The organism is uncultured Sphingomonas sp. (assembly GCF_964237155.1).
Lineage (GTDB): Bacteria > Pseudomonadota > Alphaproteobacteria > Sphingomonadales > Sphingomonadaceae > Sphingomonas.
On the sequence record NZ_CAXSHH010000072.1, the window covers coordinates 1 to 11688 of the forward strand.

Here is an 11688-nt window from a genome sequence, read left to right on the forward strand (position 1 = left end):
TCGGGAGCGCGTCCGGAGCGCCGTAGCCGCTCGCCAGCGCCACGAACGAGCCCGACCGGTCGGTCTTGGGGAAGGCGCGCGTGTCCCAGCGTGGCTCGCCTCCGCCGGTCCGGGGCCGAAGCCAGATCTGGAACATCCGCGTCGGAACGTCCTGCTCGTTATATTCGGAATGGCGGATGCCGGTGCCCGCGCTCATCACCTGCACGTCGCCGGCCTGGGTGTGCCCCTTGTTGCCGATGCTGTCCTCGTGCGTGAGGACACCATCGCGGACATAGCTGATGATCTCGATGTCGGCGTGCGGATGCTGCGGAAAACCGGCCTTCGGAGCGATCTCGTCGTCGTTGAGGACGAACAGGTTGCCGACCGCGACATGGGCGGGATTGCCGTGGCCGCCGATCGCGAAATGGTGCTTGGCCTTGAGCCAGCCAAGGTCGCCGCCGCCGATCTCGGCCAGGGGTCTGTGTTGCAGCATCGTCGGTCGCTCCGGTTGGGGCGACTCCAGGCGTTCCGCCGGTGTCGCCCGCCGCCCGTTTCGCAGGCGGCCATCAATAGGTCGGGTCGGGGGCTCGGGTCAGGGGCTCGGGTCGCACGACATCGCGACACCGAGCCGATCAGGTGCGGATTAGGCGGCGAGCGCCTCGATCTGGGTCGCCGCCTTGGCGAGCGCGGCCGCCTTGACCTCCTCCCCCATGTTCAGCCCTTCGGCCCGCACGACGGACACGTCGGTCACGCCCATGAAGCCGAGCACGCCCGTGAGGTAGGACTCCTGGTGGTCCATGGACGCCGCCGGGCTGTCGCCGCTATAGACGCCGCCTCGCGCGGAGGCGATGAACGCCCGCTTGCCCTTGGGCAGCAGGCCCTCGGGACCGGCGGCGGTATATTGAAAGGTCCGGCCGGCGACGCAAACCCGGTCGATCCACGCCTTGAGCTGCGTGGGCACGGAGAAGTTGTACATGGGCGCGCCGATGACGATGATGTCGGCCGCGAACAGATCGTCGATATAGGCGCCGCCGATCTCGAGATCCGCGCCCAGTACGGGGGTGGCGGGGGTTCCCCCCTGGAGCACGGCGATGTGCTCGCCCGTCAATTGTGACGTCCCGTCGGCGGCCAGGTCGCGGTAGATGACCTTGGAGCCCGGCCGCAACGCCTGCTGCCGCGCGACGATCTGGGCCGAGAGCGTGCGGCTGGCCGAATAGCCGCTAAGGATGCTGGAGTCGATGTGGAGGATGGTCATGGGAAGGTACTCCGAAGAACGCGGGGAAGGCGCGATTGGTTGGGGCGACAGGAAGGATTTGAGGGCGCTGAACATGATCGCTAACTTCGTATCCCCGCGCGCTTCGGACCAGCGGGGTAATTCCGACGGACTCCATCGGTTCAGCCGATGCCTGGCCGGCGTCGACACCCCTGTCGGCGTACCGCGGCCAAGACCTCGACTTGTCGCCGGTTGTCCGAACGCACGGGGGGACGCCGTCGGTCGCTCCGTTTCGAGACGTCTGCTCCGGCCATCCATCGCCGTAGCGGCTCGCAATGACGATCGCCCGGAACTGCGATAAGGGGTGTCTTCCGGCTCACATTGCGTGAAACAAATCGATGCGGCAGGCGCACGATCGTTGAAGCGCAAACCGCGATCGGTGCGACGGACGCACAATGCCGGTCCGGCCGCTCGCGAATGGCGAACGGGGGTTGGCTAGAAGATGGTCGGAACCGTCCGCGAAGTACCCGCAATCGTTCCGATTGGGATGGTTGATTGGGAAAGCCGCTTACCGGCGATGGGTGGCGTCCCGTTGAACATCGTAGGTGCCGCGGGCCTCCTCGATCCGAGGCCAATGGGCTTTGATCCAAGCGGTGAGACCCTCCAGCGACGGCAGAAGGCTCGCGCCCATCTCGGTCAGTTCGTACTCCACCCGCGGTGGGACCTCGGCGAAATAGTGACGGCTCAGCAGGCCGTCGCGTTCGAGGTTCCGGAGCGTCACGGTGAGCATTCGCTGCGTGATGCCGTCGATACCGTTCTTCAGTGCCGAAAAGCGCAGCCGGTGGCCGGGGGTGAGCGCCAGTAGCGAGAGGGCAAGGATCGTCCACTTGTCGCCCAAGCGCGGCAGAACGCCGTTGGGTGCGCATGGACGCAGGAGCGGGCCATGCTCGGTTTGTTCATAGGGCCGCCCATGGATCATCTGGGTCAACGGTATCCTCCTTGTGCCCGAGGCAGTCCCATGTGCCGCCTTCCGCCATGTTTTCATGGGTATATATGAGTAACCCTTGCGTGATCACGAGGGTATCCACATGGCAGACGACAAGAAAACGGTGCTGGTTTTCGGCGCGACCGGGCAGCAGGGCGGATCGGTCGCAGCCGCTCTTTTGGCGGCGGGCTGGCCGGTGCGGGCCTTCGTCCGCGACCCTGCCGGCGCGAAGGCGAAATTGCTCGCGCAAGCCGGCGCGGAGGTCGTTGAGGGCGATCTCGCCGACGACGCCGCGATCCGGGCGGCGATGGCCGATGCCTATGGCGTGTTCAGCGCGCAGCCGAGTTCGGGACAGGGTGCGGTCCACAACGTGACCGACGAGGAGGAGGTCCGCTACGGAGTGACGATCGCCGACCATGCCGCCGAGGCCGGCGTCCGTCACCTCGTTTATAGCTCCAGCAATGCGGCACGGGACGAGCCGTCCGGTATGGGCCACTTCGACAGCAAGGCACGGATCGAGCGGCATGTGCGGACGCTCCCGATCACCATCACGATCATCCGGCCGGCGGCTTTCATGGAGATGCTGATGATGCCCGGCTTCGGCCTGCCCGAGGGACATTTCACGTTCTTCATGCAGCCCGATCAGAAAGTGCAGGTGCTCGCCGTCGAAGACATCGGCAAGATCGTCGCGGCGATCTTCGCGGACCCAAACCGCTTCGCGGGTGAGACGCTGGAGATCGCCAGCGATACCGTGACCGGCAATGGTTTGGCGGAGACGTTCACCCAAGCGGCGGGCAAGCCTATTTCCTATCTGCGCTTCCCCGACGACGTGCTCGCCGGCAATCCTTTCCTTGCCGGGCTGACCAGGCTGGTCGACGATGGCCGGCTTGCCGGCCACGCCGATCTGGCGCTTCTGCGGACGCTCGCCCCTGGGTTGCTGACGTTCCACTCGTGGCTTGCCGGGGCCGGCCGTCCCGCCTTTCACGCAGCCCTGGGTACCGATGGCGTTTGGAGCTACGACAAGTAGCTGTAGCGGCTCGCAGTGATGATCGCCCGGAACTGCGATAGCGAACCGTGTTTGGCTTACATCGCGTGAGACGGATCGAGCCGTCCGCTCACGAACCGCACAACGGAATGGGCGACGGCAAGCGCCCCAAAAACAGTTGGAGGGCGGCCTTACATGGCCGTCCCGCCCTGGACCGCGAGCGTCGCATGGTGAAGCCTAGATGAGCCCGCGTTCGATCAGGCTTCTCGCTGTATCGATGATCGATTCGGGTGCTGGTCTCGGCCGCCAATCCAGCATCCGCTCCGCCTTCGCGGAACTATAGAGGGTCCGCACCCCGAGATTGGGTGCCAGTTGCGCCAGCTCCGCGTTGAACAACCCGCCCAATCGCACGATGATGTCAGGCAAACCGCGTGTGGAAACTCTTGTCGCTCGCGGACCCAGCTCGTCGCGCAGGAGTCTGGCGATGTCGGCGAACCACAGGAAATCGCCTGACCCGATGAATCTTTGACCGGCGGCGACGGGCGACAGCATCGCCTTGACGTGCAATGTCGCCAAGTCCCGGACGTCGACGATACCGAATCCGATCCGAGGAAGCGCCGGCATCTTTCCCTTCAGCATCAATCCCACGACATCGACCGAGGCCGAATAATCACGGCCCAGCACCGGCCCCTGAATGGAGGACGGTAGAACGGTGGTCAGCTCCATACGCCCACCAGCGGCCCTGATGAACGCCCAGGCATCCGCTTCGGCCAGCGTCTTGGCGCGAGGGTAGTCGTAGATCTTCTTGGGAGGGAGGTCCGTCCAGACCGCCTCATCCGCGCCGGCTCCCTTGATCCTTGGCGAAGCCGCCGCCGTCGATGAGGTGGCGACGACACGCTTCACGCCGGCCCTCAGCGCGGCTTCCAACACCCGCCGCGTGCCCTCGCGCGCCGGGGTGATGACATCTTGTCCACGGTACTCGCCGGTCGGCATCGGCGATGCGACATGAACGACGTAGTCGGCCCCCGTGACGGCCCGGTCCCAGCCGTCGTCGCTTAACAGATCAGCCGCGAAGAAGGTCAGGCGGTCGCCGGGATCCACCTCGCCGGCGATCATGGCGCGGACGTCTTCCTCGCGGCGCAGGTCACGGACGGTCGTGCGCACCTGATACCCCTGCCGCAGCAGCTCGATGACGACCCAGCTGCCGACGAAGCCCGATCCACCCGTCACGACGACCTCGGCCATCCGCACCCCCGAAAGACGTTTCAAATACTCATCGACGGAAGCCGTCGATCACCATACATCGATTTGCGACATAGGATGAATGAAGCAAGTAGGATGAAAAACCATAGCAAGGTTGAAAGCCGGGCAAGCATTGCTTCCGAAGAGGAGTGCCCAAGCGTTTGCCGACCCGTCGATGCGGAAGTCGCGGACTTCCGCAAGGCTATCCGGGCATTGGCCGGAAAGTGGAAGATGGAGATAATGGCGAATCTCGCGGATGGCCCCCGTCGCTTCGGAGACCTGGGGCGCTGTCTTCCGGGTATAACCCAGCATATGCTGACCGCGCAGTTGCGGGAGCTCGAGGGCAGCGGCTTGCTTGTCCGCACCGCCTATGCCGAGGTTCCACCCCGCGTGCAGTACGAACTGACCGAAGCCGCCTATGCGCTCAGGCCTTTGTTCACCGGGATCCTCGAATGGTCGAAGGCATATGCGGTCGATTTGCGAAAAGGCGACGAATGATCGAGAGCGCGGCGCAGGCGGAAACACGATGATTCGGCCTCATGCGTTCGGCAGCTGTCGGTCATGCTTGCAAAGCTGCTGGAGCGAGGCGTGGAGTGCGTCGATCAGAAACAGGAAGCTTTCGTCGATCGAGTGCGACATTTGAAAGCCGCCCCGCGTCTCGATGTCGGCAAAGCCATGCAATCCGGCCCTGACGATGCGCATCGCATGGACCGATAGATCGTCGGGCACGCCGTAGCTCCTGACGACGGCATCGAAGATCGCGACCGGACGTGAAATCTCGGCCCGTTGCGCACTGGAGTCGATCTTGAGCGCGGTCTGCGTCAGCGCATAAAGGCCGGCATGTTCGATCGCGAAGCGACGATGGGCGGTCGCGATCGAAACAAGCGCGTGACGGCCGGATCGTCCGAGCGCGGCCGTTGTCAGGACATCCGCCAGACGCCGCACCGCGAGCGTGGAGACCCGTAGGATCAGATCCTCGATACCGCCGATATGCTTGTAGAGGCTAGGCGCCGCGACGCCGAGATCGGTCGCCAACCGTGCGAGCGTCAAAGCGGCCAGCCCATGGTCGTCCACGATGGTCGCCGCCGCTTCCGTGACGAGTTCGGGCTTGAGCCCTTCCCTAGGCATGGGCGCGCGCGGAAGCCTTATCGATGCCGATCTTCGTCAGGAACCGAGCGACGGCCGGGTTGACGACCGCCGGGCGCTCGAACATCGGCGCATGTCCGGCGTCGGGCACCATGATCAGCTCCACATCGGCGAAGTTCGACGCCACCCATTCGGCTTCGTCGCGCGGGTTCTTCCAGTCCGGGTCGGCCTCGCCCATGACGACCAGGACCGGCGCCCGGACACGATCGATCCACGGCGCCACGGCACGATGGTCGGCACCGGCGAAGGTGGCGCGGAACGCGGGCCAACGCCCTGGACGTGTCAGCGACACGGTCGAAGCCGCCGCTCGTTCGCCGGCCTTGGCCCCGAGCCCGGGCCACAGCTTGGCCGCATAAGCGCGCCAGACGAATGGGCCCCACGGACGCATGAACGCGGCCCGTAGAACGCGAAGCATCGCATCACCCATGCCGTTGCGGAGAAAGGGGCCCAGGAGGACGAGGCCCGCGACCTGGTCGGGGCGACGTCCCGCCGCGATGACCGCGGCACCCGCCGACAGCGACGCTCCCGCCAGTATGGCCGGCTCTCCTCGACCGAGCACGTCGATCAGCGTCAGGAAATCATCCGCGATCGCTTCGTCGCCATAACGATCGAAGCCGACACTACTGTCGCCGTGGCCGCGAAGGTCGACGCGGGCGACGCGGTAACCGCAGGCCGCAAGGTGCGCGGCCAAGGGCGCGAACGCATCCCGCGTGTCGCCCAACGCCGGCGAGCAGATGATCAGCGGTCCGTCGCCCGCGACCTCCACGGCGAGCTCGCCTCCCGCCGTTCCGACAAAGCTAATAATCATAGCTCCATAGCTAATGGCCATAGCCATGTCGGTCAAGCTCTGCTTTCCGTGCGGTCCTCCGACATCGAGCCGGCCACGGATTGGGACCAATCCGATTCATGGTTCAGCCGGCGCCGACGAGGAGCGGCGGAAGCGACGTTCTCGCTCCCACCGCTCGCGGCGGCGCCGTATCGGCTCAGGCCGGCACGGAGCGGGTGCCGCGGCCGATGGTCCGAGCGGACCGCGCGTCGAGGCTGAAGGCACCGGCCCCGAACGCCGCGATGTTGAGCAGGCCGCCGGCGATGGCGACGTTCTTGAGGAAATGGATCATCTGGTTTTGATCGGCGAAATCGGAGTGGAAGATCGCCGCGGTGGCGAGCGTGAAGAGCGCGAGCAAGATCGCCACTACGCGCGTGCGGTAACCGAGCAGGAGCAGCAGCCCGCCGCCGATCTCGACCAGGATCGCGACGCCCAGGGCGACCTGCGGCGCCGGGAGCCCCATCGCGCCGATATAGCCCAGCGTCGGACCCGGCGCGGCGATCTTGCTGATGCCGCTCATCAGGAAGAGGACGGCCATCAGGGCCCGGCCTACGGCGGGCATGTATCGTTCGAAGCTGGTCATGATATCGAGTCTCCTGTTTGATCACGAAGGCGTCGCGCGCCATTGACGTCGAGGTCGCCGAGCATCTCGCGTTCGGAGCGACGTGGCTCGCGCGAAGCGCCAGTGGACCGGATATCGCCTCGGCGGATGAATTGGACCAGCCGCCATATTCCGGTATGTACCATCGGCGACAACGATGGACGGAGTGGGTCGTGCTGGATGGACTGTCGCTCGACCAGCTCAGATCCTTCGTCACCACGGTGGAGGAGGGAAGCTTCTCCGCTGCCGGCCGAAAGCTGGGGCGGGCGCAATCGGCGGTCAGCGAGCTGATCGCCAATCTGGAAGGCCAGCTCGGGGTATCGCTGTTCGACCGGTCGGGACGCTATCCCAAGCTTACCCGGGCGGGTGAGGTGCTGCTCGCCGACGCCCGTGGTGTGGTCGAGAGCATCGGTTACATGAAGTCGCGGGCCAGGGGCATGGCGGCGGGCATCGAGGCCGAACTGGCCGTCGCGTTCGACGTGCTTTTTCCTCTGAACGTCATCACGGAAGCGGCGAGGGGCTTCCATGAGCGGTTTCCGGACACGCCGCTGCGAGTTTACGTCGAAGCGTTGGGGGGCGCCTATCAGCCGGTGCTCGACGGCCGGGCGAGCCTCGGGGTCGTCGGGTCGCTGCCGCTCATGCCGTCCGAGCTCACGGGCGAAAGGATCGCGAGCGTTACGATGGTCATGGTCGCCGGCGGAAGCCATCCGCTTGCACTGCGCGGCGGCACGATTCCGCGATCGGAGGTCGCGCGGCATCTGCAGCTCGTGCTTACCGACCGCTCGGCGCTGTCGTCCGGTCGCGAATTCGGCGTGCTGTCGTCCTCCACCTGGCGGCTCGCGGACCTGTTCGCCAAGCACGCCTTCCTGCTTGACGGCCTGGGCTGGGGCGGGATGCCGCTTCACGCGGTCGCGGAGGACATCGCGGCGGGAAGGCTGGTGGTTCTGGACGTCGAGGATGTCGGCCCCGGGGGTCTATCGCTGCCCATGTCGGCGGTCTACCCGCCTGCGGCCCCCCCGGGTCCCGCGGCCCGCTGGCTGGTCGACCGGCTTCGGGAATGCGCCGCGGACAAGGCGCACCGGGAAAAATAGGCGCACCCTCCGTCTACCCCGTGGGCGCGAGCGACAATAGAGCATCCAGTCGCGACGTACTCGAAGCGCGCCTTTCATGTGAGGCGTAAGCCCGCGCCTTGCATCGGGACTGAGTGCGCTCAGCCGCCCTGTCATCGCCGTAAGCACGCGCGTCGACAGCCTGTGGCCGGCGGAGACGGCATGCGATGAACGCGAGTTCACCAGGGTGTCTCGCCGCTTGCCTCCACGAAGCGACCGGCCACGGCGTTCTCACCGAGCAGCGCATATTCGACGGGCAGCTTGGCGCCTTCCTTGACCGTCAAGAAGCCGTCATCCCCGGTCAGGTCGGTCTTCACGTAGCCCGGACTGACCGAGTTGACGGACGATCGGCGTGTCGCACAGCTCCTCGGCGAGTTGAACCGTCAGCATGTTCAGCGCGGCCTTGGACGCGTTGTAGCCGATCAGCCGGGCCGAGTAGTACGGCGAAGCCGGATCGCCGTTGAGGGTAAGCGAACCCAGTGAACTGGACAGGTTGACGATGCGGGCGGCCGGTGCCTGACGCAGTAGCGGCAGCATCGCCTGCGTCATCGCCAGCGTGCCGACGAAATTGGTGTTCATGATGCGGCGCGCGGCTTCCAGGGCGCTTGCGGTCGGCGGACCGTCCTCCGTATCGACGATGGCGGCGTTGTTGACGAGGATGTCGAGCCGGCCATGGTCGCCAAGATGGAAAGTCCCGAGATCACCCGCGCGCTCTATCGATCGGTCGTGGAGATCAACAACGAAGCGCTTATTGAAACGTTCGCGCGCCATGTCGGTGCCGCAGCCGCCACGATGCTGGCGAGTGCGTCCGACGCCAGCTTCGCCGACATGGCTACCGTCACCCCGGCGCTCCTGACCACGATCTTCAGTACGGTGTGCAACGTGTTCGAGCGCAACCTGCCCGTCACGGAAGGACACGCCGTCCAAGGTCAGCTCATGGCGATATGCAACGCCTATTTGGGGGCGGTCGGGTCAAACCGATCGTACGCTTGCTGCCAGCGTAGGCTCGCGGCGGATATTCCAAATTCCTTGGGGCAGTGCACGGCGGCTGCTGGCAGGGGCCAGGCTGCTGTCGCTACTGCTGGATGTTTAGTCAAAACCGCAGCCTGAGCGGGGTGGGATTAGCCTATCTTGCGATGCGGCCGCCATGGGCGCTTGGGCGTGAGCGGCGAGCGGGGCGCTCGCGAGCAGTAGGATGGGCAAAAGCGATTTCATGGGCCACCTTTCGGAAAACGTCGTCGTCAAACCCGCGCGACGCGGGCTTGCCTCCTGCCGCAGGGTCGTCCCGAAACCATCCGGCCGCAACGCTTCGCCCGCCGCGCTCATCGGATCGTAACCACGCTCTGTTTAATCCTATGTGGAGAATGCGGGCCGCAGCGGGCCGTCGCCGGGAAGCAAAGCCCGCGATGCATAGGTCGAACCGGCCCATCTCCGCGATCGATATGCAACGCTGGACGACCTTGCCGGCGCGCGCGGCCGGTCAGGACCTGCGACCGTGCGTTCGACTCAGCCGGGGGATGCCCCCACGACCGGAAGCTTCGTGGTCGATCTGAGCCGCCGCAGGATGACGCTGGAACTGACATGCGCCACGCCCGGCAGGTGCGGGAGTATCTTCTTCAGGAAACGCCCATAGCGAGCTGAAGGCTCGCGCACGCCGCTGCGATGCTCCCGCTTACCGGTGCCGCCCGCCTCGGCCCCAGAGACCATCCGTCAGGATCGAGAGATACGCCGCCAAGCTGGCGGCGAGCGAAGCGCCGGTCGGCCAGTCACGGATGTCCGCGGCGGCGTTGATGATCGAGACGAAGACTCGGCTGGCGATGAGAGGGTCCACGGCACGGATCGATCGTTCGGCGATCCCGTCCGCGATCATGCCGGCGAAGTGGCGCTGCATCTGTTCGGTGCGGTGAAGCATCCGCCGTCGCAAGGGCGGCGGTAGCGCCTGATAGGCGTTGGTTCGCAGCAGCGGGTTGAGCCCTTCGATCTGCAGGCGGAACAGGCTCGCGGCGGTCCTCGCCAGCTGGTCTCCCTGGGTTCCGCCGCCTTCCTCGCCGATGATCCTGGCGTGATCGATCAGCGCGAAGCTGCGCCGGAAACAGGCCACCACGAGCTCGTTCTTGTTGTCAAGGTGATGGTAGAAGCTGCCGGTGCTGACACCCAGTTCGGCGGCGATCTTCTCGACGCTCGCCCCGTGATAGCCGTCACGATTGATCAGGGTCGTGGCCGCGTGCAGAAAGCGGCTCTGCGCGTCCAGCAGGTCGGGCTCCTCGGGCGGTGGAGCGCTCGACGGCCAATCGGGCGATCCGGCGAGCCCGGTCGTCAGGATGTCGAGCAGCCGCGCCTCCGCGCGGGAGATGTCCCCGTCCGCGTAACCACCGATCCAGGACGGGATCCAATGCACGGTCGCCAACAGCACGAGCGTCGCGGCCAGCGCCCGTTCGGGATCGGCGATCCTCAAGCCGCCCCGCAACGACGACACGACCTCGACATAGATGGCCGTCAGCATCGCGCGCCGTTCCCCGATCATCGAATGCATGTCGGACAGCAGGGCGTATCGGGGAGCGTCGGTCGGATAGGAGTCCCGCTGCAGCGAAAGGTGAGCGCGAATGAACGACTCGACGACGCGCGAGCCGGTCGTCTCCCGCGCCGCGGTCGCGGCCTGTTCCCGCGTCCAAAGTAGCGTACGTTCCATGCAGCAGAAGGCGAGATCGTCTTTTTTGCGGAAATAATAGGTAACGGATGACGTATCGAGGCCGAGTTCGCGGGCGACGCCCGTCAACGTCATGCCGCGCGCGCCGAGGACGTTCATCTGCGACGAGGCGACGTCCAGTATCTCCCGACGACGCTGCTCGAATTTCGCGGTGCCGAGCGCGCGTCGTTCATCTCCTGCCGCTTTCATGCGCGTTCCATATCCGATGCGTGTTCCCGCTTTGGATCAGGCTGGTCAAGCGGGATCGGAGGCATGCCACCGTTTGGATGTTGACAAGGGCCGCGCGTTATCCAAAACCAGTTACGACGAACCGGTCGCCCGCCGTCCCGTGCCGAAGGGGCATGAAGCGGCGGGATGCGGGAGGCGGCGCGTACGGGCGAAAAAGCTCGACGAACATGGGAGAGAGCGGTGAGAGCATTGTTCCTGGCGAGCGTCGCGGTGATCGCCGCGCCGATCGAGGCCGCAGCGCAGAGCGTGGCCAATGACTTCCCGCAAGCCGTCGCGCCGACGACGGCGGCCGACGAAGCGCAGGATCAAGCCGCGACGAGGGCCGACGCCCGCAACGCGACGAGCGACATCATCGTCACCGCCCAACGGCGCGAGGAACGGCTTCAGGACGTGCCGGTGGCGATTTCGGTCTATGGCGACGAGAGGCGGGACGAGCTCGGCATCTCGACCATCCAGGACGTCGCCAAGTTCACGCCGGGCGTCAGCTTCTCCGAATTTCCCAACCGGCTGTTCGTCCGCGGCGTCGGGCGGTTCACCAACCAGCTCGGCAGCGATCCGGGTGTCGCCACCTATGTCGATGGCTTCTACACCTCGGAGACGACCGCGATCGGCGGCTCGCCGATCCTGATCAACAGGATCGAGATCCTGCGCGGGCCGCAAGGAACGC

At 65.8% G+C, this 11688-nt stretch carries 14 protein-coding genes; 5 read left to right on the forward strand and 9 right to left on the reverse strand.

The features are described 5' to 3' along the window. The 3 genes from ACFE71_RS12815 to ACFE71_RS12825 form a co-directional block, all read right to left on the reverse strand. Nucleotides 1–472: pirin family protein (locus ACFE71_RS12815; RefSeq protein WP_375429180.1), on the reverse strand; the 472-nt coding region annotated here is incomplete at its 3' end. A 150-nt stretch (nt 473–622) separates the two neighbouring features. Beyond that, nucleotides 623–1234, reverse strand: a complete 612-nt coding sequence (locus ACFE71_RS12820; RefSeq protein ID WP_375429181.1) for an FMN-dependent NADH-azoreductase — start codon at nt 1232–1234, stop codon at nt 623–625. A 526-nt stretch (nt 1235–1760) separates the two neighbouring features. Next, nucleotides 1761–2171, reverse strand: coding sequence for a winged helix-turn-helix transcriptional regulator (locus tag ACFE71_RS12825; RefSeq protein ID WP_375429192.1), 411 nt, complete (start codon nt 2169–2171; stop codon nt 1761–1763). Nucleotides 2172–2280: 109 nt separating this feature from the next. On the opposite strand from ACFE71_RS12825, the gene ACFE71_RS12830 reads away from it, so the two are divergent. Then, nucleotides 2281–3204, forward strand: coding sequence for an NmrA/HSCARG family protein (locus ACFE71_RS12830; RefSeq protein WP_375429182.1), 924 nt, complete (start codon nt 2281–2283; stop codon nt 3202–3204). Nucleotides 3205–3399: 195 nt separating this feature from the next. Here ACFE71_RS12830 and ACFE71_RS12835 read toward each other — a convergent pair whose 3' ends face one another. After that, nucleotides 3400–4431, reverse strand: coding sequence for an SDR family oxidoreductase (locus tag ACFE71_RS12835; protein ID WP_375429183.1), 1032 nt, complete (start codon nt 4429–4431; stop codon nt 3400–3402). Nucleotides 4432–4500: 69 nt separating this feature from the next. On the opposite strand from ACFE71_RS12835, the gene ACFE71_RS12840 reads away from it, so the two are divergent. Then, on the forward strand, nt 4501–4902 hold the full coding sequence (locus tag ACFE71_RS12840) for a winged helix-turn-helix transcriptional regulator (RefSeq protein ID WP_375402748.1): 402 nt from the start codon (nt 4501–4503) through the stop codon (nt 4900–4902). A gap of 39 nt (nt 4903–4941) precedes the next feature. On the opposite strand, the gene ACFE71_RS12845 is transcribed toward ACFE71_RS12840, so the two are convergent. From ACFE71_RS12845 to ACFE71_RS12855, 3 genes are all read right to left on the reverse strand, one after another. Continuing rightward, entirely contained in the window at nt 4942–5532 is a 591-nt protein-coding gene (locus ACFE71_RS12845) for a TetR/AcrR family transcriptional regulator (protein WP_375429184.1), read from the reverse strand. Next, the gene (locus tag ACFE71_RS12850; protein WP_375429185.1) at nt 5525–6358 is read right to left on the reverse strand and encodes an alpha/beta fold hydrolase; all 834 of its coding nucleotides are present in this window, start codon (nt 6356–6358) and stop codon (nt 5525–5527) included. Before ACFE71_RS12850 ends, ACFE71_RS12845 begins: the two co-directional genes overlap by 8 nt. A gap of 175 nt (nt 6359–6533) precedes the next feature. Further along, nucleotides 6534–6959, reverse strand: coding sequence for a DoxX family protein (locus tag ACFE71_RS12855; RefSeq protein WP_375429186.1), 426 nt, complete (start codon nt 6957–6959; stop codon nt 6534–6536). Between the two features lie 191 nt (nt 6960–7150). Here ACFE71_RS12855 and ACFE71_RS12860 point away from each other — a divergent pair, with 191 nt between their 5' ends. Then, complete coding sequence (locus ACFE71_RS12860; RefSeq protein ID WP_375429187.1) at nt 7151–8068, forward strand: LysR family transcriptional regulator; 918 nt, start codon at nt 7151–7153, stop codon at nt 8066–8068. Between the two features lie 309 nt (nt 8069–8377). Here ACFE71_RS12860 and ACFE71_RS12865 read toward each other — a convergent pair whose 3' ends face one another. After that, a complete protein-coding gene (locus ACFE71_RS12865; RefSeq protein ID WP_375429188.1) occupies nt 8378–8857 on the reverse strand; it encodes an SDR family NAD(P)-dependent oxidoreductase in 480 nt (159 codons plus the stop codon). Between ACFE71_RS12865 and ACFE71_RS12870 the strand changes: the two genes are divergently transcribed. Continuing rightward, the gene (locus tag ACFE71_RS12870) at nt 8771–9196 is read left to right on the forward strand and encodes a hypothetical protein (protein WP_375429189.1); all 426 of its coding nucleotides are present in this window, start codon (nt 8771–8773) and stop codon (nt 9194–9196) included. The genes ACFE71_RS12865 and ACFE71_RS12870 overlap by 87 nt on opposite strands. Before the next feature lie 562 nt (nt 9197–9758). Here the strand turns inward: ACFE71_RS12870 and ACFE71_RS12875 are convergent. Beyond that, entirely contained in the window at nt 9759–10982 is a 1224-nt protein-coding gene (locus ACFE71_RS12875; protein WP_375429190.1) for a TetR/AcrR family transcriptional regulator, read from the reverse strand. Between the two features lie 219 nt (nt 10983–11201). Here ACFE71_RS12875 and ACFE71_RS12880 point away from each other — a divergent pair. Next, the coding region (locus ACFE71_RS12880; protein WP_375429191.1) for a TonB-dependent receptor plug domain-containing protein at nt 11202–11688 on the forward strand (487 nt) is incomplete at its 3' end.

Bases quoted from the DNA above. Each gene is read 5' to 3' on its own strand.
- ACFE71_RS12870 (WP_375429189.1), top strand. From the start codon at position 8,771: ATGGAAAGTCCCGAGATCACCCGCGCGCTCTATCGATCGGTCGTGGAG.
- ACFE71_RS12820 (WP_375429181.1), bottom strand. From the start codon at position 1,234: ATGACCATCCTCCACATCGACTCCAGCATCCTTAGCGGCTATTCGGCC.
- ACFE71_RS12865 (WP_375429188.1), bottom strand. From the start codon at position 8,857: ATGGCGCGCGAACGTTTCAATAAGCGCTTCGTTGTTGATCTCCACGAC.
- ACFE71_RS12825 (WP_375429192.1), bottom strand. From the start codon at position 2,171: ATGATCCATGGGCGGCCCTATGAACAAACCGAGCATGGCCCGCTCCTG.
- ACFE71_RS12850 (WP_375429185.1), bottom strand. From the start codon at position 6,358: ATGATTATTAGCTTTGTCGGAACGGCGGGAGGCGAGCTCGCCGTGGAG.
- ACFE71_RS12845 (WP_375429184.1), bottom strand. From the start codon at position 5,532: ATGCCTAGGGAAGGGCTCAAGCCCGAACTCGTCACGGAAGCGGCGGCG.
- ACFE71_RS12875 (WP_375429190.1), bottom strand. From the start codon at position 10,982: ATGAAAGCGGCAGGAGATGAACGACGCGCGCTCGGCACCGCGAAATTC.
- ACFE71_RS12830 (WP_375429182.1), top strand. From the start codon at position 2,281: ATGGCAGACGACAAGAAAACGGTGCTGGTTTTCGGCGCGACCGGGCAG.
- ACFE71_RS12840 (WP_375402748.1), top strand. From the start codon at position 4,501: ATGAAAAACCATAGCAAGGTTGAAAGCCGGGCAAGCATTGCTTCCGAA.
- ACFE71_RS12855 (WP_375429186.1), bottom strand. From the start codon at position 6,959: ATGACCAGCTTCGAACGATACATGCCCGCCGTAGGCCGGGCCCTGATG.